We start from the raw sequence: 22,610 nt of genomic DNA, 5'->3' as shown, positions 1-22,610 counted from the left end.
ATAATTAGTCTAAGCAGGTGATGCAGCGTTTTATAAACTTCAAGTTAAATCACTTTCCAGTACATTAATAATTCCCACCACCATACCCCAACGGTGATATGCAGAATAAAAGTTAACAGCGCTAATATACCGCCAACAATCCACCAGGATTTAATATCATTATAACCAACCCCAAATATAACCGGGCCAGCCGCGCCACCATAATGGGTGACCATACCGCCATAGGAATTACTAAACAGCAGCGCTAACGCGGTTAACATAACTGGCGCACCGGAAACATTCGCCAGCATGGCAAAGACCGGAACCATCGCCACAATATAGGCGCTGCCCGAGGCAAAGAAATAACGAACCAGTATACTCAACGCGACGATGACAACGAATGCCAGCGTACTATGACTGCCAAATGAAATGTTATTTTTCAGTAACTCGGCCAACCACAAGAAAAAACCAACTTTGGAAAGCAAAGAACTCAAACCAATGATACCGCCGTACCAAATTAGTGTGTTCCAGCCACCTTTATTTTTAATGACATCATCCCAGGTAACAATTTTTAATATCAGCATCAACGCCATGACGCAAATCGCCACCGTTGATTCATTAACCCCAAGCGAAGTGCTAAATACCCAACCCGCTAACGCCATCACAAACAAGCAGGAGAGCATTTTCTCACGCAAGGTCATCGGCCCTAAAGACTCAAGACCTTCTTTGGCAATGGCTTTATTATCTACTTTTTTTAATTCGGGCGGATATAGCTTATAGGTTATAAGCGGTGTCAGTAACAGCATGATTAAGCCTGGCAATATGCCAGCCAATGCCCATCCACCCCAGCTCAATTTGATATGGCAAATATCCTCAATCATTTTGAGCGCCAGGATATTACCCGCCATGGCGGTAAAGAACATATAACTGGTGGTTTTGGTAACCATATAGACGTTCATCATTAAATAATGACCAACGCGTTTTGCCGTATGCTCTGGTTCCGACCCTAGCGCGACAGCCACGCTATTGATGATAGGTAATACGATACCGCCAGCACGGGCCGTATTCGACGGTGTCGCGGGTGAAAGAATCAGATCCAGAAAGGCGGTAACATAGCCTAAGCCAAGTGTGGTACTCCCTATCTTGCCAATAAGAATATATGCAATCCGTTTACCTAAACCAGTAATAACAAAAGCGGCACTTAAGGTAAATGCAGAAAACACCAACCAGGTGGTACCTGATGCATAGCCACTTAATACGCTCGATGATTTTATTGAACCATCACCTAAATTGCCAATGATAACCATGGAGGCAGCCACAGCGACTAACAGTATGACTGGTTCAGAAAATGGTTTAATCACTAAACCAACAATTGCAGCCAGATAAATACCTGACAATACCCATGCAAGTTCAGTCAACCCAGCCGGGGCCGGAAATAGACTAATAAGCAATGGGATGGCAACAAGCACTAATAGCTTGCATAATGTTTTTTTATCCATTTCAATCCCTTACCTGAATGAATTTTATAAGTGCGCAGCCGCAATTATTCAGGGAGATAAACCATGCCAGAAAGAATTTTACGTGCGGTACGAATCACCGATGCGCGAATATTTTCAGGAGTTTCATTAGCATTACTTAAACTGACGTCAATACTTCCGCTAGGGTGTTCAACTCTGATTAATCCCTCACCCGACATTCTCGTCAGCTCGTTAACTACGGTATCAGCAATAATACAAGAACTCGCCAGACCGATAGCGCCCGTAATAGCCAACGATTTATGACAGTTATGAGGCATGAAATACCGAACACTCAGCGTTCCACCATGTTGAGGTGGAGCAACCAGCACTGGTTTAGGTATTACCATGTTCGAGACATCGCCAAACCCCATTGCCACGCCTGCTTGCTTACGTATTGATTCAAGGCGCTGAAAAAATTCTTTATCCTGATCTAATTCCGCCGCCGATTCATACCCTGTTTTACCCAAGCTATGCGCTGGAATAATAACCATCGGCATCGCCATATCGATACAGGTGACGCGAGTATCATCAAAAATATCAACCCGGTTGCCGGTTGGGAAAAGCTGGCCCGATTTCGCCCCGGCGGCGTTTAAGAATGTCAGGCCTACCGGGGCCGCATGCCCTGGAACGCCATCAATATGGGTATCTCCTTCATAAACAACCTGGCCGTCCGGGGTTTGAATGTCTGCGTCAACAAAGGTGTTGGTATTGACGTTTCTGATTCGCACCCGCGTTACTGGGGAATTCGCCGCGACAAGTCCTTTTTCGATAGCAAACCCGCCGACTGCGCACAGCATGTTGCCGCAATTAGGCGTAATATCAACCCGTCGCTCATTGACAATGACCTGTACAAATAAGTAGTCAATATCCGCTTGCTGGCTGGTCGATTTACTGACAATAGCCACTTTACTGGTTTGCGGACTCCCGCCGCCAATGCCATCAATTTCCAGTTCATGGCCAGAACCCATGATAGTTAATAATGTTTCATCACGTTTTTGAATATCTTCTGGTAGATCATCTGCTAACAGGAAAGCGCCTTTTGATGTTCCACCACGCATGAGAACACACGGAATTTGTTTCATAACATGTTCCTTACAAATATAAAAAGATTAAATAAACGGGGCGTGAATTTAATGCACTTAATGTATTTAAAGTTTTTTATTTACTTTATTATTCATTTACTCGCACAACCGTTTACCATCTGATTCTACTTGCAAGGAAGATAGTGATTGATAAAATATAAAAATAAGACTTATACCTACAAAACATTAATAACAACTATCGTCATGGCAATAATTAACAGAGCCATTCTATATATAAATTATTTATTTCTGATTACGGAGCAGCAATGAACAATGAACTATCCGGAATGAAAGCTTTTGTCACTGTTGCCGAGTTGGGTTCATTTAGCAAAGCGGCAGAAGTACTTAACCTGACGCAACCCGCATTGACCCGCAAAATACAAAAAATAGAAAGTAACCTCAATACAGCCCTTTTCGAAAGAACCACCCGAAAAATCATGCTCACTCAAGCAGGAAAAATGCTTCTTCCAAACGCAAAGTCACTGATTGCCAGCCTTGATGCCGCCATTTTTAACATCAGCAACCTGACTTCTAATGTGCATGATACGGTAACGCTTTCTTGTATCCCGACGGCAGTATTTTATTTTTTACCTCGCGCCATCGTTCAATTTAATCAGCGTTACCCCCATATCAAAGTTCGAATTTATGAACAAGGTATAGAAAATTGCATGGCCTCGGTGAGAAAAGGCAAAGTCGATTTTGGAATAAATATGAACTTCATCACACATCCCGACATCGAATTTAGCCCACTCGTTAATGAACCCTTCGTGCTGGCTTGCCGGCAGGATCATCCGCTGGCCAGTAAAAAATTAGTGGAATGGCGGGAGCTCGTCTCGCAGAGATTAGTTGGCGTCAGACGCTCGAGCGGTAATCGGCAACTGATTGAAAGTTGCCTGCAGGATAAGCCATGGAAATTAGATTGGTTTTACGAAGTCAGACACTTATCCACCTCTCTGGGTCTGGTCGAGGCGGGGCTTGGCATATCGGCCTTGCCCTGCCTGGCCATGCCGCATCACGCTAACAGCGCTGTCGTCAGCGTGCCGCTGGTCGAACCGGTAATCAGGCGCACGCTTGGCATGATTCGCGTTAAAAACCGCCCTCTTTCCGCAGCGGCTGAACGCTTCGCGTCATTATTACTGCTCATGTGGACGGATGAAGCGAGCGAGTTATGGTGTAATGTGGTCGATTCACACCAGCAGCTATAACTGTCATGGCGCGAGAGCGAAAACCTCCGCCGCCCAATGTTGAAAACCCGCGACATCCAAATCCAACGCCACCTGTGCGTTGGCCGGTTGTCCCAGACGCCCTTCGATATCTACCACGGTAGCGCCAGCCGTCCAGGTCCCCTGCGTCTCTACCGCCACAAAGCAGGGTTTGAGCGTAAACAGATCCGGACGAACCAACCACGCAATAGCGCATAAATCATGCATTCTCAGACCGCTGCTCATACTGCCGCTGCGATAATGGCTAAATAGCGCATGAAGCATTTTGCCTGTCTGATTGAGCGTTGGCAGTGTGACCAGATAGTCCGCATTCAGCATCGCCTTATTGGTGACATCCAGCCCGCACATCACAATCTCCAGCCCGCTCTGGAAGACTTTCGCGGCGGCTTCAGGATCAATGGCGATATTAAACTCGGCGTTGGGGGTAAAGTTACCGCGCCCGGCCGAGCCGCCCATCAGCACCAGTCGACGAATATTAAACAGGCACTCAGGATACTGCGTTATCAGCAAGGCAATGTTGGTTAGCGGGCCGATGGCCACCAGGGTCACGGGTTCCGGCGCGTGCATCAACGCATCGCGGATCGCCTGAAATGCCGGTTTTGCCAGCGGTTGACGGTTATGTTCGACGAAATCATAACCCTCCATGCCGGACTCGCCATGCACCGAGGCGGCATCGCGCAACGGACGTACCAGCGGCATCGACGCGCCTTGCGCCAGCGGTACATCGGCATTCCAGAAATGCAGCAGTTGCAGCGCGTTGCGGGTCGTCTTTTCCACCGAGACGTTGCCCGCCACCGTGGTCATTAATTGCAAATCCAACTGCGGCGAGAAGAGCGCGGCGGCGATCGCCGCCGCATCGTCAATACCCGGATCGGTGTCGAGAATAATCGGTAAGCGCATGGTTTTCTCCCAAAAAAAATGCCAGACGTTAAGTCTGGCATCTTCTCATACTGCTGGGTGAAAGAACTTATTCTACTTCACGGACATCTACACGCAGCTCTTTCGGCACCTCGAAAACGATATTCTCTTCACGGCCTTCCAACGGCACCGCTTCGCCGCCGCCCAGCTCCTGCAGACGGGCAATCACATTCTGCACCAGGATATCCGGGGCCGACGCGCCCGCTGTTACCCCAACGCAGGCAGCAGACTTAACCCATTGTTCCTGGATATCGGTGGCATCGTCGATAAGATAGGCCGCTTTCCCCATTCGCTGCGCCAGTTCAGCCAGGCGATTGGAGTTCGAAGAGTTTTTCGAACCGACCACCAGCACCACATCAGCCTGCTCCGCCAGCGCGCGTACGGCTTCCTGACGGTTGGTGGTGGCGTAGCAAATATCGTCTTTACGCGGGCCGACGATTTTCGGGAAGCGCTCGCGCAGCGCGTCGATAACGTCAGAAGTATCATCGACGGAGAGCGTGGTCTGGGTCATAAACGACAGTCGGGCATCGTTTTTCACTTCCAGCGTCAGCACATCCTCCGGCGACTCAACCAGATACATGCCCCCTTCGGGGTTATTGTACTGGCCCATGGTGCCTTCAACTTCCGGATGCCCGGCGTGGCCAATCAGAATCGACTCTTCGCCGCGGCGGCTGGCGCGGGCGACTTCCATATGGACTTTAGTTACCAGCGGGCAGGTAGCGTCGAAAACCGTCAGGTCACGACTCTTCGCTTCGTTGCGTACTGCCTGCGAAACCCCGTGGGCGGAGAAAATCAGGATCGCGCCGTCCGGCACTTCGCTAATCTGTTCGATAAAAATCGCCCCACGCTGGCGCAGGCTATCGACGACGTAGCGATTATGGACAACTTCGTGACGAACGTAGATCGGCGCGCCGTACAGCGTCAGCGCGTTTTCTACAATGCTGATAGCGCGGTCAACGCCGGCGCAAAAACCGCGCGGGTTAGCCAACAGGATCTGCATCTTACCCCTCCAGCGCCGGATCGACTTCCAGCACTTCAATATCAAAATGAACGGTACGCCCGGCCAGCGGATGGTTGAAGTCGACGGTGATGGAATCGCCGTTCACTTCGCGGATCACACCGGGCATTTCGCTGCCATCCATTGCGGTAAAGAGCATAATCGCGCCGATTTCCGGCTCGCCGGCGTCGATAAACTCGCGGCGAGAGAAGTACTGGATCAGATCCGGGCTAGGTACGCCAAAGGCGGCGTCAGGTTCCAGCGAGAACGTGGTTTTATCGCCGGCTTTCAGCCCCAGCAGATGCTGCTCCAGCCCTTCGGAAAGCGAGGCATCACCAAGACGAAACAGCGCTGGTTTGCCGTTGCCGCGCGTGGATTCGGCGGTGGAGCCATCATCCAGTTTCAGCGTGAAGTGCACCAGCACCGCGCTGTTGCTCTGTACAGAGTTAGACATGCAGGTTTGCTCTTTTATATTGCCGCCGCTTGTTTGCCCGATGGCGCTGCGCTTACCGGGCAAACAAAGGGCGATATATACTGTAGGCCGGATAAGACGCTCTCGCGTCGCCATCCGGCAATTTATTATGATGTTTTTTTATCACTGGAAGGCAAGAAGCCTTCCAGCACGATCAGCGCCGCGCCGATGCAGATGGCGCTATCGGCAAGGTTGAAGGTGGCGAAATGCCAGTCGCCGACATAGAAGTCGATCATATCGACCACAAAGCCGTGCCACAGACGGTCGAACAGGTTGCCCAGCGCGCCGCCAATGATCAGCGCGTAGGCAATGTTGTTCAGCTTTTGCGTCGCCTTCGAACGATACATCAGCACCGCCAGCACCACGCAGATACCAACGGCAATCCCGGCGAAGAACCAGCGCTGCCAGCCGCCGCTGTCGGCGAGGAAGCTAAAAGCCGCGCCGTAGTTGCGCGCATAATGCAGATTAAGCGATGGGAACAGCGAAACCGTCTCCCCCAGAGCGAAGTTCTGGAGGATCAGGAATTTGCTGCCCAGATCGATAATCAGCACGGCTACGACGACCCACAGCCAGCGTAGCCCCGTTGAACAGATCGATTTACTCATCAGGCGAATTTACGTTGCTCGCCGTCACCGGCGACGTTACTGACACAGCGACCGCAGATTTCTGCGTGTTCCGCCACCTTGCCGACATCGCTGGTGTAATGCCAGCAGCGTGGGCACTTCTCGCCCTCGGCTTTGCTCAGGACCACTTTCAGCCCTTTCAGCAGATCGCTCTGCCAGGCATCAGCCGGAGCCTGTGCATAATCGGCAACGTTAGCGCCGGAGGTCAACAGGACAAATCGTAATTCTTCGCCCAGTGCGTTGAGCTTGGCCGCCAGGTCAGCATCGGCATACAGCGTAACCGCCGCTTCCAGAGAACCACCGACTTTCTTATCAGCACGCGCCTGCTCGATCACCTTGTTGACTTCGCCGCGCACTTTCAGCAGTTCATCCCAGAAATCGTCGTTCATCGCTTCGTCGTCGGCCAGGCCGAACAGGCCTTCATACCACTCGCCGGTGAAGACGTATTTTTCACGCTCGCCCGGCAGATAGCCCCAGATTTCGTCCGCGGTGAAGGACATGATCGGCGCCATCCAGCGCACCAGCGCTTCCACGATATGGAACAGCGCGGTCTGGCAGCTGCGACGCGCCACGCTGTCCGCTTTCGCGGTGTACTGGCGGTCTTTGATGATGTCGAGATAGAACGAGCCCATTTCGATGGAGCAGAAGCGCATCAGGCGCTGCACCACTTCGTGGAAGTCGTAGGATTCGTAGGCTTTGAGGATATCTTCCTGAGCCGCCTGCGCGCAGCCGACCGCCCAGCGGTCCAGAACGACCATCTCTTCCGGTTTAACCATATCTTTTGCCGGATCGAAACCGTTAAGGTTCGCCAGCAGGAAGCGCGCGGTATTACGGATACGACGATAGCTGTCCGCGGCGCGTTTGAGGATCTCATCAGAGACCGCCATTTCGCCGGTATAGTCGGTGGAAGCCACCCACAGACGCAGAATATCGGCGCCCAGTTTGTTCATCACGTCCTGCGGGCTAACGGTGTTACCGATAGACTTGGACATTTTGCGGCCCTGACCGTCGACGGTGAAGCCGTGGGTCAGTACCTGACGATATGGCGCTTTGCCTTTCATCGCCGTGGAGATCATCAGCGAAGACATGAACCAGCCGCGATGCTGATCGGAGCCTTCCAGATACATGTCCGCGGCGTGACCGGCGAATTCCGGACGCACATCGACCACAGAAGAGTGGGTGGACCCGGAGTCAAACCACACGTCGAGGGTATCCGGCACTTTTTCGTAGCTGTCGGCGTCATCGCCAAGGATGTCGCGGGAATCGAGATCCCACCACGCCTGGATGCCGTCAACTTCAACGCGTTTCGCCACTTCTTCCATCAGTTCGAGGGTGCGCGGGTGTAGCTCGTGGGTTTCTTTATGCACGAACAGCGACATCGGCACGCCCCAGGTACGCTGACGGGAGATACACCAGTCAGGACGGTTGGCAACCATCGATTCGATACGCGCCTGGCCCCAGTCCGGGATCCACTGCACGCCTTTGATCTCTTTCAGAGACTGCGCGCGCAGGCCTTTTTGATCCATGCTGACGAACCACTGCGGGGTAGCGCGGAAGATGATCGGCGATTTGTGGCGCCAGCAGCACGGATAGCTGTGCTGCATTTTTTCCACGTGCAGCAGCGCGCCGCTGTCACGCAGCATCTCGACGATGATGTCGTTGGCTTTGAAGACGTTGATACCATCCAGAGACGGGTAAGTCCCCGGCAGATAAGAACCGTCCGGGCCAACCGGGTTGGCGATTTCCAGTCCATATTTCTGGCTGATAGTGTAGTCGTCCGGGCCGTGGCCGCCGGCGGTATGTACCGCGCCGGTACCCGCATCCAGCGTCACGTGGTCGCCAAGGATCGCCGGCACATCGAAATCGAGGAACGGATGCTTAAAGCGCATCAGTTCAAGCTCGGAACCCTGTACCGCCGCCAGGATGGTGTAATCCGCCACGCCAATGCGCTGCATCACGCTTTCCACCAGGTCTTTCGCCAGGATCAGCGCCTGGCCGTCAACCTGCACCAGCGCATAGTCGAACTCAGGCGACAGAGAGATGGCGCGGTTAGCCGGCAGGGTCCACGGCGTCGTGGTCCAGATAACCAGCGAAACCGGGCCAGTGACGTCGGCTACGCCGAATTTGGCCAATACCGCGGCTTTATCTACCGCGTGGAACGCCACATCGATAGACGGAGACGTTTTGTCATAGTACTCAACTTCCGCTTCCGCCAGCGCGGAACGGCAGTCAACGCACCAGTGCACCGGCTTAGCGCCTTTATGCAGGTGACCGTTGCCGATGATTTTACCCAGCGCGCGGATGATATTGGCTTCAGTTTTGAAGTCCATGGTCAGGTACGGACGCGACCAGTCGCCCAGCACGCCCAGGCGGATAAAGTCTTTACGCTGGCCGTCGATCTGCTCGGCGGCATATTCACGGCACTTGGCGCGGAATTCTGCGGCGGTGAATTTCTCACCCGGCTTGCCGTATTGCTGCTCGACTTTCAGTTCGATCGGCAAACCGTGGCAGTCCCAACCCGGAACGTACGGCGAGTCAAAACCCGTCAGTCCTTTGGACTTAACGATAATGTCTTTCAGAATCTTGTTAACCGAGTGACCAATATGAATGCTGCCATTCGCATAAGGAGGGCCATCATGCAGAATGAAGGTTTTTTTGCCTTTTTTCGCCGCACGGATGATGCCGTACAGGTCATCATCGGTCCAACGCGCCAGCATTCCCGGCTCGCGTTTGGCGAGGTCGCCACGCATCGGGAACCCTGTTTCCGGCAAATTCAGGGTGGATTTATAGTCACTCATCAGATTCTCGGTTCCGTTATTTCGGTTTGATAAATACCAGTAGGATTATCCCTGCCTGGTGAGCCCAAAGTACTCGCGGGCCGTTAACTCATCTCGTGCGATTTGCGCTTTTAGCTCATCCAGCGACGCAAAACGCTGCTCGTTACGTATTTTTTTACGCAGTATTACATCTATATGGCGACCGTAGAGGTCCATTACAACGTCCAGAAGGTGAACTTCCAGCTGCTGTCGCACGCCGGAGACCGTTGGACGAGTGCCAATGTTGGCGACGCCGGGTAATGGCTTATCGCCGAGCCCTGTCACTTCTACCGCAAAGACCCCTTTAACCGGGGAAACCTGACGACGCAGCGGTAAGTTCGCCGTCGGGAAACCTATGGTGCGCCCCAGCTCATCGCCGTGGACGACGCGACCAGAGATGGTAAACGGATGCCCCAGCAGGTTTTCCGCCTGCGCGAGGTCATCGTCGGCCAGCGCCTGACGCACCGCGGTGCTGCTAATACGCACGCCACCTTCGCAGAAGGTCTGGGTACTGGTGACGTCAAAACCGTACTCCGCCCCGGCCTTCTGTAATAACAAGAAATCCCCCTGACGACCAGCGCCAAAGCGGAAATCATCGCCGACGGCAAGGAACCGCACGCCCAGCTGACGCACCAGCAGTTCGCTGATGAAATCTTGCGCCGTCAGCGCCGCGAAACGCCGGTCGAAACGGACACACAGCACGTAGTCGACACCACTTTCCGCCAGGTAGCCAAGCTTCTCACGCAGCCGCGTGATCCGCGCCGGCGCTTTATCGGCGGCAAACAGCTCCAGCGGCTGCGGCTCAAAAATCATCACCACAACCGGCAGACCGAGCTGGCGGCCCTCTGCGCGCAGGCGCTGCAGCAGCGCCTGATGCCCGCGATGCACGCCGTCGAAATTTCCAATGGTCAGCACGCACCCGTGCGGGGCCTGACTGAGATTATGTATGCCGCGTATCAGCTTCATGTCTGGCTCAAAACAGTGAAAATCGTCCGAGTATACCTTGTACAACAGGCGACGTTAACCAGCGATTGCACCTCGATTACGAAAGATCCTGCTAATTCATTCACTCAGCGTAATAATGCAGGAAAAACTATACGCAGCCGTCGATTTTTATGGTGGAAAGACTGTATTCGACTACAACAAGCTGGTAGAATCTTGCGCCATCACTACGTAATGAAGCCTCGTTATCTTAAACGGCGCTTATTTGCACAAATCCATTGACAAAAGAAGGCTAAACGGGCATATTCCTCGGCCTTTGAATTGTCCATATAGAACACATTTGGGAGTTGGACCTTGGCTAATATCAAATCAGCTAAGAAGCGCGCCGTTCAGTCTGAAAAGGCTCGCAAGCACAACGCAAGCCGTCGCTCTATGATGCGTACTTTCATCAAGAAAGTATACGCAGCTATCGAAGCTGGCGACAAAGCTGCTGCACTGAAAGCATTTAACGAAATGCAACCAATCGTGGACCGTCAGGCTGCTAAAGGTCTGATCCACAAAAACAAAGCTGCGCGTCATAAAGCAAACCTGACTGCACAGATCAACAAACTGGCTTAATCGCCCGCTTGCTGAACTTTGTTAAAAAAACCCGCGAAAGCGGGTTTTTTTATGTCTGTTGTTTGCCGGTACTTAGTTTTGCGGCTGCGCAAATAGCGATGAATAATCGCGGTTGCAGATACGCTGTACCGCGGGATGCTGAATCATTCGCTCGGCAAAAATAGCGTGATACTCCTCCATCACGTTTTCCATGCGGCCAATTTCAACAATCGACTCATCGGCATAGAAATCGTGAGCATAGAGGGTTGGCGCCACAAAAATCGCATTATGCGCCGCGCCGAAGGCTTTCATAAGCGCCGCATCGTCGAACTCGCCGAGAATTTCCACCTGCAGCCCCTGCGAATTAAACCAGTTCAGCAATTTGCGCCCGAGCATGGAACGGCGACCGGGAATGAGCAGACGACGTTCCTCAAGACAGGCGGGAAACGGTTTTTCCGGCGGCGGGTTCATACACCAGAAGCTCACCCCGCATTCACCGATTTTCACCGAGAACAGCCCTTCCTGCTGGGTTGAATCAATCGGGCAATCCGAGATAATCATATCCAGCTTATGCTGGCTCAGTTGCTCCAGCAGCATCTCGTGGGTGGATTCAAAACAGCGCAGGTGAATTTGTTCATCTTCTACTACCGCCGCATCCAGAACGCCGCTCACCAGCCGCTTGGATAGCGCATCGGCGACACCGACATCAAACAGCAGGTTCGACTCTTTGCGATAATTGACGATATCGAGCATCTCCTGGCTCAGGGTGAACATGCGATCCGCGTAGCGAAACACCAGCTCTCCCAGCTCACTGGGTTCCAGGCCTCGTCCTTTACGTTTAAAGAGTTTGCCCTGTAATCGTTCTTCCAACGCCTTAATCTGCCCGGTAATCGTCTGCGGCGTCAGATACAGCGCCTCGGCGGCGCCGACGACCGAGCCTTCCCGATAGACGTGCCAGAAGTAGTACAAATGGTTGTAATTGATATGCGACATGCTTCTCTCCCTGATATGCCCCGGAGAGCCCGCAGGCTCTCCCGATGATGTTACACGCTGTGAGGATCCGTTACGCGCTTACGCAGAATCATGTAGCCAATGATGGCTGACAGAATCGACCCGATCAGAATGCCCAGCTTGGCCCAGTTGATCAATCCGGGGTCAACGCTACTGAAGGCGAGCGTGGCGATGAAAATCGACATGGTGAAGCCGATTCCGCACAGTACGCCGACCGCCATAATCTGCGGGAAGCGGGTTCCTGGCGGCAACGAGGCCCACTTAAACTTCAGCGCCAGCCAGCAGAACAGGCTAATGCCAAGCGGCTTACCGACAAACAGCCCGGCAATAATCCCCAGAGGCAGCAGCGAAGTCAGCCCTGCGAACGTGACGCCCTGCAGCGAAACCCCGGCATTGGCAAAAGCGAACAGCGGCAGGATTAGAAACGCAACCCACGGATGCAGCACATGCTCAAGCTGCTTCGCTGGCGATTTACCATTCTGCTCCTTCAACGGGATCATAAAGCCGACGATAACCCCCGCCAGGGTCGCATGTACGCCGGATTTCAGTACTGCCGTCCACAGCACCGCACCAACCAGGATATAGATACCGGTGCGCCGCACGCCGCAGAGATTGAGCGCCGCCAGTACCACAATCGCGCCAGCGGCGACGGCCAACGACAGTACCGACAGATCGTTGGTATAAAACAGCGCGATAATCACAATCGCCCCGAGGTCATCAATAATAGCCAGCGCCATCAGGAAAATTTTCAACGCCGTTGGTACCCGGTTGCCTAATAGCGCCAAAACGCCAAGCGCAAAGGCGATATCGGTCGCCGCCGGGATAGCCCACCCTTCCCGCGCAACGGGATCCTGGGCATTGAAGGCTAAATAGATAAGCGCTGGCACCACCATGCCGCCAATCGCGGCAACCACCGGGAACACCGCCTGACGGCGGCTGGCGAGCGCCCCCTGGATCATCTCACGCTTCACCTCCAGGCCAATTAACAGGAAAAACACCGCCATTAGCGCATCGTTGATCCACAACAGCATGTTTTTGTTAATTTCCAGCGCGCCGACGCGCAGCTGTACCGGGGTATCTAAAAAAGCATGATACAGACCGCTGGTGACGCTGCTATTGGCCATCATCATCGCCAGTGCGGCGGCGCAGATTAGAATAATGCCCCCGGAAGCATCGCTACTGAAAAATCGTTGCAGATGTTTCACTTTTACTCTCACCTTATTGGTCAATAACTCGATAAAAGTATGATACAGCCGCAAACACATCGAAAAAAACAGATTTAAATTGCCATTAGAATCGCTTTTTCCGATCTTTATCGATATTTGTTAATCATAGACCACCCGCAGCAGAGTGAGCTGCTTGTCGGCATCGAGATAACTTTTCTCCACCGTTGCGTAAGCCGAAGCCAGCGAAGTGGTGATATTTTCCACAATCACGTGGCGTTCGATGCGATCGGCGCGCTGGCACAAAATCTCGCTACTTTCCGTTTCGTTCCAGCAACTTTCAGTAACTACATTGCCAAAAAATTGGATATTACCGGCAGTGTGAGCCCGCGCGCCGCCAATTGTGAACAGTGAAATGGCCGCCAGCCCTAACCAGCCTTTCTTGAATTGCATACGCCAAATCCTCGGTCTGAGGAAGCTGATAACCGGGTACAGTGCCCCGGTGCTGAGACTTAACCTTTAGCTTTCTGAATTGCCATCTGCAACGCATCCTGCGACGTGCTGCCCGGCACTACCGAGATACGCCCGGCATCCGGAGCCGCTGCCTGCGGCATCACCACAAAAGCCGGGGTTCCGGAAAAGTTCATATGCTGCGCCAGCGCCTGATTGCTCAGCAGCGCATCATGTACCGCCCCGCTCTGCTGGGCAGTTTTAACCGCCCTAATCTGCGGCTGGGTGAGATAGTGCGACGCCAGCGCGTAAACATCCTGCTCGGTGAGCTGTCCCTCCACTTTACCCGTGGCGTACAGGGCATTATGCCAGGCCAAATACTTTGCCCCGCCATCGTTCAGCCACACCTGTTCGCCGATTCTCGCCGCCAAACCAGACACCGGCCAGCGGGATGAAAAGATCGGAAACTCTTTAAAGATAAAACGCGTATCAGGATTCGATTTCACCATCGCTTCCACCACGGGCGACATCTTGCTGCACCAGGAACACTGGTAGTCAAAAAACATCACCACCGCCGCTTTAGCATCCGCCGGGCCAACGGAGGGAGAGCTGTCGCTCAGCAGCTCAGAGCGGTACTGCAGCGCCAGCTGCACATAAGCCTGCTTCTGGGCAACCTGCTGGCGCTGATGTAGCGTTTCGCTGGCGGCAATCAGGAATTCGGGATGATCCGCCAGATAGGTCGCTACCGCTTCGCCAACTTTATCCGGATGGCTGGCGATATACGCCTCAGCGGTCGGCCCAATATCACCTACCGCCGGGTCGGTCTTCGCCGCCAACGAGGAAAAAGAGATGATGCCGCCAAGCGCTAGCCACGCCGCCGATTTACAGGAAAGTTTGCGCATTATTGAGTTCTCATTATTAAGTTCAGGGGATGCCCACAGGGGCAGAATAAAATCGTCATCACCGTTGTATCGTTACCGTGACCGGCGGCATCACGCCCCCGGCATCGTTGAGGCTTTGCCACCGCACGGCGCAGCGCGTCGTTTGTCGACACCAGTCTGTGCGGCGGGTAGAAAACGGCGCGACCACACCGGCAGCGTCGATCGGCGTACCGTTGACGCGGATTGAAAAGAGGGTGACGTAATAGGGTCCTGAATTACGTACCGTCAGCCCATCCGCCGTTAAGTTCCAGACCAGATGACGATAGGCCTGCTGCGGATCGCCGATTAGCCCCACAGGTCGATAAATCAGTTTTAACGCCGAGCGAAATGCCATCTGCACGCTATTGGCGCCGGTTTTTCCCGATGGAATAGCGGCAATGCTCAGCGTAAACAAGCTTTCACGGTCCCGCGCCAGCGCCTCGCCGCTCCATGCGACACGCAGTGTGTTCTCCTGGCCTGCGCGCAATAAAAAGAGCGGCGGCGTGACCACGAATGGCGGTTTTCGGGGCGACAAATCATCGGCCCCTGGCCAGCGTCCACCGCTCAGTACGTGGCTGTCCACCAGCCAGTCACTATCCGAGGTATTGCGCAGCGGAACGCTCAGCGTCGTCCGCTCGGCGTGATAAATAAAGCGCGTGCCACCAATCACCACGCCTGCATGGCTTATTGCTACGGGCAGCAGCCAGAGCCCTGGCCAGTAGAAAAGTCGTCTATTCATAACTCAGTACGAAAGTCGCGGAAGCATCGGCAGCCCCCGGCGCCACCGGGGCGCCATCAGCCACATAGCGGGCATAAAACTGTAAACGTTCGGACGCGGCGCCCGCGGTTAGCGCCAGCACATCGCTCTGCGCCCCCGGCGCGATTTGCTGTTTATTCTTGTCATAGAGCGCAATTCCTATACCGCTTGCGGTATCCGCTCCGGTATTCACCGCAAACAAATCGCCATCTTGCGGATCGCTGGTACCGCTAAAGCTCACCGTTACGCCGCTGGCGGTGCTGCCGCAATTTTGTAGCGTGATCGAAAAAGGCTGCCACTCCGCGCCGGCGCCTGCCTGATAAAACTGGCGGTTACTAACGGTTCCCATATCGACCTGAATGTTCTCGGAATCCGGCGACAGCGTGCAGGTGTTGTCGGTAATGGTTCCGGTGACGTAGACCCGGCCGTCATGGGCCAGCGCACCGCTTGCCACCAGAGCCAGCCCCCAGCAGAGGTACAGTTTTTTAATCATTGCCGCGCGCCTATTCATATTGCAGGTCGAAATACATCACCGCCGTCGCATTGCCGGAGGTCACGGTTGGCCGGGTAGATTTGTAGCGGATATAGAACGATAAGGTATTGCGGCCCGTTTTCAGCGGGTAGACCACCGAACTGGTGTTATTGATGCTGACCGCATCCTGGTCCTCATCAAGGATCTCCACGCCAACGCCGCTTGCCAGCATTTTTTCGCTACCCATGCCGGTATCGCTCAATGCCAGCAGCGCCGGGTTGTCGCTGTCGGCAGTGCCGGTAAACCAGATTTTGCTGCCGGTAATGCCGCGCGAGCAGTTTTTCAGGTTGATGTTGAACGGCTTAAACTTCGTCGTCGTACCGGTAGAGGGGAAATCCTCCACTGAGAACTGACCTAAATCGATACTCTGGCTGAGGCTGGAAATTTCGATATCGCAGGTTTGCGCGACAATGGTCCCGGTAAATTCCAGGTTGTAGCCGCTATCGTCGGCATAGCAACCGCTGCCGCATAGCAGGATCAATAAGAAGAAGTAACGAATCAGGCGCATTTAGTCGAAATCCACCCGTAAGTTAGCCAGCGCGGTGAAGGCGCCCTCCGCCGGCGTCTGGCCGGTGGTACTGACTGGATACGCCTGTAGGGAAATAGTCGCGTGTCCGTTTTCATCCGTCGTGAAAGGCTCGACGCTGCTGGCGTCATTTGGCGTTAATACCGCGCCGTCGCTGCTCTCAACCACCACGCCAACATCAGGATTGTCGGAGGCAATAGCCTGGCTTAAGTGGCTATCGGCGGTGGCTATCAACCGCAGACTTAAGTTGACCTGCGAATCCACCCCGCTGCACTTCACCGGCACGGTGAATCTTTTCTTACGGACACCCGTTGGTTTTTCCCCGGCGCGATTGAAACCGCCGCTGTACAGCGAGCCAAAATCCACAAGAATGGTTTGCCCGGCGTTAATTTCGCAGCTTTGCGGCACGGTCACGCTGCCGCTGTAGACAATGCTATATACCACGGTACTCAGCGGGTCGTCCCCGGAGGTGGTGACATAGACATTAAACATGGTCTTCGGCTCGATATTTACCGTGCCAATAAATGGCTTCACAACCTTAAGCTGGAATACCAGATTCGAATCATGTACCGGAAAAGGCGAGCCGTTGTTAACGTTGGCGTCATAGCCCATATAGACATAATCCATTGGTGGATAAAATTCCCCGGCCGCCGAATCTTCAATGCGCATTGCTCCTTCAAGATAGGCGCCATCCAGCTGCATATATTTCCAGTCGCCGTTGGTTTCCACTATCGATGAAGAAGCGACATACGAACGATACGTCCGCCCCGAATCCGAAGAGCCGGAGGGACAAACCGCCTGCACGTTGACATCCTGGTTTTTACTAAGTTGTGTGGTGGTACCGGCCTGATTTTGCGCCGCCGTTAGCGTCGTCGTCAGGTCATAATCGACCGTCGCGGGCGAGCCATTGGTGTTCTGGCAAACGGCCGCCAGACTACCGCGGGCCAGCAGCAGCCCCATTAACAGAACAAGAAAAGAGACAGGCTTCATTTAGCGACATTCCAGATGCTGACGCACCAAAGGCTGGCTAACGTCAGGGAGATGATAATGAGTGAGACATTGTTGGTCAGGCTGCGGCCCCCATTGTGCTTTCAGCGTGCCCTGCGGGCTAAGGCCTGAGAGATACACTTCGCCATCGTCGCCAACGATGCCTTCTTCCGCCGCGCCAGCAATGGATACCGTAGCGCCAAACGGCAGCGGTTTCCCGTAACGGCTTAACGTCAACAGCGCTCGCTCGCCAACCCGTGCCGTAAAGTTGGCCAGCACCAGCGCCCCTTGGGTGGGAACGACATTGATCACCGCATCATCGATATCGACATCGTCTTTTAGCGAGTTGACGTCCAGCGCCATGCGATTCTGGCGGTAAGTAGTGGCATACGGTACCACCGCGTAGCCGCGGCCATCGGTGTGGATCCCCGGCTGATCTTCGATATTGACATTCCCTGCCCCCGGCACGGCGATAAGAACATTGGTGTCGCCCAACGGCTGGCTGAGGGTCAGACCATGAGCATGCGCAACCATGCCGCCGCTGAGGCCATAGTTCAGTTGCCGATAATCACCATGGTTGCTGTTGTTGTAGCCGACATTCAGGTTGCCCTTTGCCCCGTCGTATTCGAGGCTGGCGGAGCCGCTCGCGCCAACCCCCTGATTCTGATAGCCCTGCTGGACGCTATAGCTCAGGTTGTTTTGATCCAACAACGTGCCGCTGATACCGCTATTTTGCGTCACGCCGCCGTGTCCATCGCTACTGGTGGAAAACGTCGCATAAACGTTATGACGACGCTGGGTAATATCGTCGCCGTGAGAAAGCCACTGGCTGAGCGGTAGCGAAAGATTGAGCGCCAGCGCCTGGTCGCGTTCCTCCTCGCCGGGCGCGCGGCTACTGCTATATGACAGGCTCCACGAGATCCCAGCCAGCGTGTCGCTGTAGCCGATTTGCAGTAATTTATTGGTTTCATCGGTGTGCCAATAGCTCTGTTGGCTACCGGTGACATACAGTGAGCCAAAATGACCGAACTGTTGAGAGAGGTTGATCTGTACCTTGCCGCGTTTGGTGTAATACAGGTTGTAGTCATCGCCAGTATCGCGATCGCCGTCATCCTCCTGAGGGTCGTTATAGCCTGACATCCGCTTCCACGCGGTATCATCAAGGGTATAAAAACCAGAGGTTGAGTAGCGATACCCCAACAATTGAAAATGGGTGCCCAGGTCGTTTAAGGATTTGGCATATAAAAAGCGCAGCGATTGCCCCTGATGTTCGCTCTCATCCGCCAGCGTACTGTAGGCTTGCGTAAGATCGACGGAAATCGCCCCCCAGTCGCCGAAGTTAGCTCCAGTGCCCAGCGCCAGGGCGCGGTAATCGGAGGAAAACTGCGTTCCGCCGTACAGCGTAAAGCCATGCGGCAACCCCCACATCAGGGTCGCCTGGCCGAAACTCACCTCTCGTTTCTGGCTGCTATCACCGCGATAGGTCGCCGCGGTGGCGGCATATTTCACCCGCCCCTCGCGTTGCAGAACCGGTACGGCGGCATAAGGCACGTTATAGCTGGAGATGCTGCCGTCGGACTCCTTGATCTCGACGTTGAGATCGCCGCTGGAGGAGGTCGGATAGAGATCGTCGATGGTGAATGCGCCAGGCGGTACATAGCGCTGGTCGATGGTGTAGCCGTTCTGACGTATCGTCACCTGAGCGTTGCTTTTGGCGATGCCGTGGATAGTCGGCGCGAAGCCTTTCATGCTGTCCGGCAGCATATTGTCGTCAGACGCCAGCTGTAGCCCACGAAACGGCAGGCTGTCGAAAACGCCCGCGGGGGTGTAGCTATCGCCCGCCGTCAACTCGCCTTTCAGCGCCGCCACATCACGTTCAACGTAGGTGCTGATGTGCTGCCAGTCGCTTTTCTGTTGCTGATTATCGCTGTTGTAGTTCCATGTCGAGTAATCACGTAAACGCCAGGCGCCAAGATTTACTCCGCTATTGAGGCCGAGGAAATAACTATCGCTATTGCCGCCGCCAACGCTGCGGTCCCGGCTATTCGCGCCGGTAAACGTATAGTTGAGCAACAACGCATTGATACCTTCATCCCAGTTTTGTGGCGGAATATAGCCCCGCGCCTGGTTGTTTAGCGCCGCCTGCGGAATACTGATATTGAGACGCTGCTGGCTAAAGTCAAAAACGCTGGAAGCCGCAGGGATCGCAGCAGCAAGATCGACGCAGTCGCCCGCAGCGGCCTTCGCCAACTGCGGAAATGCGCTGATATTCACATTCATGCCGTTGAGCATCTCAGGTGTCAGGCACGCGCGAAGGCCTGATCCATCGGCAGACTGCTGGTTCGCACGAAAAGCAATATCGCGCGTCGTCAACAATGCGCCATTAAGGTAGACATCGACCCGATAAACCCCTGGTGCCTGGCCATTATCCTCAAAGTGGGAAAGATCGGCGATCTTCGACGGATCGTCAGATAAAAAGGCCGGGTTAAAATAGTTTTCGGCCCAGCTGCTCGGCAGCGTGCATAGGCTTGCCGAGATCAGAGCCAGGCTGATAAGCGCCGGCAATCTACCCACCGTCAACTGGCGCGCGGAGACATCGAGTTTCAACACAATATCAATGACTCTGACAGGTTTGCAGCGGCGTGGTGGCGCCGAAATCGTTAATTGACTGGAAGGTCGCCTGCCCTGCTCCGCCGTGCAACGTTATCTCACTTTTTGGCGGCACCATTGAATTGGCTAATTTCTGCCCGCCAACATGAATATCAACCAGCGAGACATAATAGGGTGATGGATTGGCGATCGTGAGGCGGTCGCCTGCACGCTGGCAGCGCAACATCGCCGGAGCGTCAACCGAGGCAATCGGTAAGTGTTTCGGGCGGATAAATAGTTTAATAACGCTTTGCGTGGCGATTTGCAGCGAATTCGCCGCCAGTTTGCTTTTATTAACCGAGGGAATGGCTTTACTGTTGAGATAAAAAACGCTTTCGCGATCTGTCGGCAGGGAGGGGCCAACGTACATAATACGCAGCAGATTTTCTTTCCCTGGCTGAATGACGAACAGCGGCGGGGTAACGACAAAATCGGCGCTTCTGCCGCCATCGGCATTCGCCACCCACGACTGGATTAAAAATACATTATTACTGGAAGAGTTTATCACCGGCAGAGAGACCTGCTTATCACCCTGCGGATAAATAACCCGGGTAGAACCCAGCGCAATACCACCCGCATGGGCCAACTGAGTTATTCCCAGCGCCGCCAGCAGTACTAATGAAAATAAAATCGGGGTAATTCGCGTACTCATTCTTTTGATAACCAGGGAGGAGATAAAATGCATCCCTCCGCTGCCAACAACGGAGGAGATGCGGATACTAATCAGGAATAGACCATGCTGAAGGTCGCGGTCGCTGCGACGTTACCAGCAGTCGCCGCGCCGGTTGCGACATAGTCAACGCTCAGCGGTACGGTGTTTTCACCATCAATCAGGGTGATCGTGCCAGAGGTGTCGCCGATGTTCAGAACCTGTCCATCCGGGCCGTACAGCTGCAGCGCAACGTTAGTCGCCGAGCCTGCGCCTGCGGTATTCGCCAGCGAACCGGCAAGTGAACTGTCCTGCTGACCATTAAAGATAACCGCCGCATTCTGGCTGACGGTGGTATCGCAATCTTCTAGTTTGATTGAGAAATCTTCTTTCTGATTGGCTACCATTCCGGCTGCCGTCAGTTTGCTGGTGCGAACCTGGCTCAGGGTAACGGTTTGATCGATAGAGTCAGCAGAAACGGAGCATGCGGCATTCACAACCTGTCCGGTAAAATTCACCGTACCACCGGAGACCGTCGCGGTATCCGCATTCGCCGCGCAGCTCATACCGCCCGCCGTCATGGCAGTCATGACCATCACTAAAAGATGTTTTTTCATAAATAACCTTTTAAATACACAAGTCGAAAATAGAATTAATAACGAATTTTAGTACCGAGCCCTCTTCACAGAGATCTCTTGCTGGTACCGGGCGCAAAAACGTTAAAGTTTGTAGCGTACAGAAATACTATATTCAATGAATAGCAAACCAGCGCTTATTTATAAGCGCCGATAGATAATTAATTTCTGCCGTTATTTAATTATTATAAATTGGCCAGAGAGTTGCAATCGACAAAAACTGTTTTTATAGGACCACCATTAACTGACTGTTTTTACAGTAAATAAATCGTTATAGCTGTTATTTAGATACAGCAACTAGTAAGCCAGTGGCAGTTTTTTAATCCCTAACAGACGTCCACCATCAATATTGATATATCCGCCCTTTCGCAATTCAGAAAGAAGCTTCATGGTACGACTCCGCGATATTCCGGTACGACGTTGAATAAAGTTCAGAACATTAATGCTCTGGCGATATTCGTCGTTGTAGGCGGCAATTTCGATTAATAACGCACGAACCTTAAGATAAGAGTCAACGCCAACCAGCTCCCGGTCACGAACGTTCATCACCATCAGACGATAAGCGAGAAAACGAGCTACGTCGTGCCAAAGATTGCACTCATCCGTCACCTTAATAAAGTCCGCTAACGAGACTGCACGACCACGGCATTCTGTTTCAGCAATCAAAAAATGCTCCGGGCGGGTGGGAACATCGTATGTCACACCGTAGCTATCTATCAGTCCAGCAATTGACGGGGCGAAAACCGATAGCACGTTCAAGCCTCGATCACTGCGGCAAATTGAGAAGATACCGGACTCAAGCAACACAATGCGGCTGCTCTGCTCTGTGTATAGTGAAAATTCTTCACCCGACTGCACGACGAAAGATTTACCAAAGGGCAAGAGCGCTGAAAATAAGGCGTCAATCGCTGCATGGGGTTTAGCCTGCTGAGAGAAAATATATGAGTGCAAGGCATTCTCATTATCATTTTCGAAACCATTTAATTTCATTATATCTTCATTAAATATCCATAATCATATGAGAAATAAAGATATACATACATTAGTTAGCCTGCAATTAATAATAAATAAATATTAAATATAGAATAAATGTATGATGAAAGCACAAATAATCAATCATTTATCAAATAAGATAATCCTCAAACAAATAACCAACAAAGATCTC

The 22,610-nt window shown here is 53.2% G+C and carries 22 protein-coding genes; 2 read left to right on the top strand and 20 right to left on the bottom strand.

Annotation, left to right across the window (positions count from 1 at the left end; genetic code table 11):
* Nucleotides 1–44 precede the first annotated feature (44 nt).
* Nucleotides 45–1,478, bottom strand: coding sequence for an anion permease (locus tag EAE_RS11110; RefSeq protein ID WP_015368319.1), 1,434 nt, complete (start codon nt 1,476–1,478; stop codon nt 45–47).
* A gap of 44 nt (nt 1,479–1,522) precedes the next feature.
* Nucleotides 1,523–2,578 (bottom strand): 4-oxalomesaconate tautomerase, encoded by a 1,056-nt coding sequence (locus EAE_RS11105; RefSeq protein WP_015704356.1) that lies wholly within the window; start codon nt 2,576–2,578, stop codon nt 1,523–1,525.
* 266 nt (nt 2,579–2,844) lie between these two features.
* On the opposite strand from EAE_RS11105, the gene EAE_RS11100 reads away from it, so the two are divergent.
* Entirely contained in the window at nt 2,845–3,783 is a 939-nt protein-coding gene (locus EAE_RS11100; protein WP_015704355.1) for a LysR family transcriptional regulator, read from the top strand.
* Between the two features lie 3 nt (nt 3,784–3,786).
* On the opposite strand, the gene rihC is transcribed toward EAE_RS11100, so the two are convergent.
* The 6 genes from rihC to ribF all read right to left on the bottom strand — a co-directional run bounded on the left by rihC (nt 3,787) and on the right by ribF (nt 10,593).
* Nucleotides 3,787–4,701, bottom strand: coding sequence for a ribonucleoside hydrolase RihC (gene rihC / locus EAE_RS11095; protein ID WP_015704354.1), 915 nt, complete (start codon nt 4,699–4,701; stop codon nt 3,787–3,789).
* Nucleotides 4,702–4,768: 67 nt separating this feature from the next.
* Nucleotides 4,769–5,719 carry a 4-hydroxy-3-methylbut-2-enyl diphosphate reductase gene (gene ispH / locus EAE_RS11090; protein ID WP_015368325.1) on the bottom strand — a complete coding sequence of 317 codons (951 nt, stop codon included), beginning with the start codon at nt 5,717–5,719 and terminating at the stop codon, nt 4,769–4,771.
* Between the two features lies 1 nt (nt 5,720).
* Nucleotides 5,721–6,170, bottom strand: a complete 450-nt coding sequence (gene fkpB / locus EAE_RS11085) for an FKBP-type peptidyl-prolyl cis-trans isomerase (RefSeq protein ID WP_015368326.1) — start codon at nt 6,168–6,170, stop codon at nt 5,721–5,723.
* Nucleotides 6,171–6,295: 125 nt separating this feature from the next.
* The gene (gene lspA / locus EAE_RS11080; protein ID WP_015368327.1) at nt 6,296–6,793 is read right to left on the bottom strand and encodes a signal peptidase II; all 498 of its coding nucleotides are present in this window, start codon (nt 6,791–6,793) and stop codon (nt 6,296–6,298) included.
* Entirely contained in the window at nt 6,793–9,609 is a 2,817-nt protein-coding gene (ileS, locus tag EAE_RS11075) for an isoleucine--tRNA ligase (protein ID WP_015704353.1), read from the bottom strand. The genes lspA and ileS overlap by 1 nt, the downstream gene beginning before the upstream one ends.
* Before the next feature lie 45 nt (nt 9,610–9,654).
* A complete protein-coding gene (gene ribF / locus EAE_RS11070) occupies nt 9,655–10,593 on the bottom strand; it encodes a bifunctional riboflavin kinase/FAD synthetase (RefSeq protein WP_015704352.1) in 939 nt (312 codons plus the stop codon).
* Nucleotides 10,594–10,923: 330 nt separating this feature from the next.
* Here ribF and rpsT point away from each other — a divergent pair, with 330 nt between their 5' ends.
* Nucleotides 10,924–11,187 carry a 30S ribosomal protein S20 gene (rpsT, locus tag EAE_RS11060; protein ID WP_001518655.1) on the top strand — a complete coding sequence of 88 codons (264 nt, stop codon included), beginning with the start codon at nt 10,924–10,926 and terminating at the stop codon, nt 11,185–11,187.
* A 72-nt stretch (nt 11,188–11,259) separates the two neighbouring features.
* On the opposite strand, the gene nhaR is transcribed toward rpsT, so the two are convergent.
* The 12 genes from nhaR to EAE_RS11000 all read right to left on the bottom strand — a co-directional run bounded on the left by nhaR (nt 11,260) and on the right by EAE_RS11000 (nt 22,435).
* The gene (gene nhaR / locus EAE_RS11055) at nt 11,260–12,159 is read right to left on the bottom strand and encodes a transcriptional activator NhaR (protein WP_015368331.1); all 900 of its coding nucleotides are present in this window, start codon (nt 12,157–12,159) and stop codon (nt 11,260–11,262) included.
* Between the two features lie 50 nt (nt 12,160–12,209).
* The gene (gene nhaA / locus EAE_RS11050; protein WP_015704351.1) at nt 12,210–13,382 is read right to left on the bottom strand and encodes a Na+/H+ antiporter NhaA; all 1,173 of its coding nucleotides are present in this window, start codon (nt 13,380–13,382) and stop codon (nt 12,210–12,212) included.
* 120 nt (nt 13,383–13,502) lie between these two features.
* Nucleotides 13,503–13,793: a hypothetical protein gene (locus EAE_RS11045; RefSeq protein WP_015704350.1), complete on the bottom strand. Its 291-nt coding sequence runs from the start codon at nt 13,791–13,793 to the stop codon at nt 13,503–13,505.
* 59 nt (nt 13,794–13,852) lie between these two features.
* The gene (locus EAE_RS11040) at nt 13,853–14,692 is read right to left on the bottom strand and encodes a DsbA family protein (RefSeq protein WP_015704349.1); all 840 of its coding nucleotides are present in this window, start codon (nt 14,690–14,692) and stop codon (nt 13,853–13,855) included.
* Nucleotides 14,693–14,750: 58 nt separating this feature from the next.
* Nucleotides 14,751–15,449, bottom strand: a complete 699-nt coding sequence (locus tag EAE_RS11035) for a pili/flagellar-assembly chaperone (protein ID WP_026612403.1) — start codon at nt 15,447–15,449, stop codon at nt 14,751–14,753.
* Nucleotides 15,442–15,960, bottom strand: coding sequence for a fimbrial protein BcfF (locus EAE_RS11030; protein WP_015368336.1), 519 nt, complete (start codon nt 15,958–15,960; stop codon nt 15,442–15,444). Before EAE_RS11030 ends, EAE_RS11035 begins: the two co-directional genes overlap by 8 nt.
* Nucleotides 15,961–15,970: 10 nt before the next feature.
* A complete protein-coding gene (locus EAE_RS11025) occupies nt 15,971–16,507 on the bottom strand; it encodes a fimbrial protein BcfE (protein WP_015368337.1) in 537 nt (178 codons plus the stop codon).
* A complete protein-coding gene (locus EAE_RS11020) occupies nt 16,508–17,515 on the bottom strand; it encodes a fimbrial protein BcfD (RefSeq protein ID WP_015704347.1) in 1,008 nt (335 codons plus the stop codon).
* Nucleotides 17,516–20,119 (bottom strand): fimbrial biogenesis usher protein, encoded by a 2,604-nt coding sequence (locus EAE_RS11015; protein ID WP_164926769.1) that lies wholly within the window; start codon nt 20,117–20,119, stop codon nt 17,516–17,518.
* Between the two features lie 7 nt (nt 20,120–20,126).
* Nucleotides 20,127–20,813, bottom strand: coding sequence for a fimbria/pilus periplasmic chaperone (locus tag EAE_RS11010; protein ID WP_047079273.1), 687 nt, complete (start codon nt 20,811–20,813; stop codon nt 20,127–20,129).
* Nucleotides 20,814–20,884: 71 nt separating this feature from the next.
* Complete coding sequence (locus tag EAE_RS11005; protein ID WP_015704344.1) at nt 20,885–21,427, bottom strand: fimbrial protein BcfA; 543 nt, start codon at nt 21,425–21,427, stop codon at nt 20,885–20,887.
* A gap of 315 nt (nt 21,428–21,742) precedes the next feature.
* A complete protein-coding gene (locus EAE_RS11000) occupies nt 21,743–22,435 on the bottom strand; it encodes a winged helix-turn-helix transcriptional regulator (protein WP_015704343.1) in 693 nt (230 codons plus the stop codon).
* Between the last annotated feature and the right edge of the window lie 175 nt (nt 22,436–22,610).

It is taken from the genome of Klebsiella aerogenes KCTC 2190 (genome assembly GCF_000215745.1).
Lineage (GTDB): Bacteria > Pseudomonadota > Gammaproteobacteria > Enterobacterales > Enterobacteriaceae > Klebsiella > Klebsiella aerogenes.
Note: the sequence above shows the minus strand (reverse complement) of the source record. Positions and strands in the feature narration are given on the sequence as shown.

Excerpts from the sequence above, each read along its gene's own strand:
- EAE_RS11110 (WP_015368319.1), bottom strand. The coding sequence starts at position 1,478 with ATGGATAAAAAAACATTATGCAAGCTATTAGTGCTTGTTGCCATCCCA.
- EAE_RS11105 (WP_015704356.1), bottom strand. The coding sequence starts at position 2,578 with ATGAAACAAATTCCGTGTGTTCTCATGCGTGGTGGAACATCAAAAGGC.
- EAE_RS11100 (WP_015704355.1), top strand. The coding sequence starts at position 2,845 with ATGAACAATGAACTATCCGGAATGAAAGCTTTTGTCACTGTTGCCGAG.
- rihC (WP_015704354.1), bottom strand. The coding sequence starts at position 4,701 with ATGCGCTTACCGATTATTCTCGACACCGATCCGGGTATTGACGATGCG.
- ispH (WP_015368325.1), bottom strand. The coding sequence starts at position 5,719 with ATGCAGATCCTGTTGGCTAACCCGCGCGGTTTTTGCGCCGGCGTTGAC.
- fkpB (WP_015368326.1), bottom strand. The coding sequence starts at position 6,170 with ATGTCTAACTCTGTACAGAGCAACAGCGCGGTGCTGGTGCACTTCACG.
- lspA (WP_015368327.1), bottom strand. The coding sequence starts at position 6,793 with ATGAGTAAATCGATCTGTTCAACGGGGCTACGCTGGCTGTGGGTCGTC.
- ileS (WP_015704353.1), bottom strand. The coding sequence starts at position 9,609 with ATGAGTGACTATAAATCCACCCTGAATTTGCCGGAAACAGGGTTCCCG.
- ribF (WP_015704352.1), bottom strand. The coding sequence starts at position 10,593 with ATGAAGCTGATACGCGGCATACATAATCTCAGTCAGGCCCCGCACGGG.
- nhaR (WP_015368331.1), bottom strand. The coding sequence starts at position 12,159 with ATGTCGCATATCAATTACAACCATTTGTACTACTTCTGGCACGTCTAT.
- EAE_RS11045 (WP_015704350.1), bottom strand. The coding sequence starts at position 13,793 with ATGCAATTCAAGAAAGGCTGGTTAGGGCTGGCGGCCATTTCACTGTTC.
- EAE_RS11040 (WP_015704349.1), bottom strand. The coding sequence starts at position 14,692 with ATGCGCAAACTTTCCTGTAAATCGGCGGCGTGGCTAGCGCTTGGCGGC.
- EAE_RS11035 (WP_026612403.1), bottom strand. The coding sequence starts at position 15,449 with ATGAATAGACGACTTTTCTACTGGCCAGGGCTCTGGCTGCTGCCCGTA.
- EAE_RS11030 (WP_015368336.1), bottom strand. The coding sequence starts at position 15,960 with ATGATTAAAAAACTGTACCTCTGCTGGGGGCTGGCTCTGGTGGCAAGC.
- EAE_RS11025 (WP_015368337.1), bottom strand. The coding sequence starts at position 16,507 with ATGCGCCTGATTCGTTACTTCTTCTTATTGATCCTGCTATGCGGCAGC.
- EAE_RS11020 (WP_015704347.1), bottom strand. The coding sequence starts at position 17,515 with ATGAAGCCTGTCTCTTTTCTTGTTCTGTTAATGGGGCTGCTGCTGGCC.
- EAE_RS11010 (WP_047079273.1), bottom strand. The coding sequence starts at position 20,813 with ATGAGTACGCGAATTACCCCGATTTTATTTTCATTAGTACTGCTGGCG.
- EAE_RS11005 (WP_015704344.1), bottom strand. The coding sequence starts at position 21,427 with ATGAAAAAACATCTTTTAGTGATGGTCATGACTGCCATGACGGCGGGC.
- EAE_RS11000 (WP_015704343.1), bottom strand. The coding sequence starts at position 22,435 with ATGAAATTAAATGGTTTCGAAAATGATAATGAGAATGCCTTGCACTCA.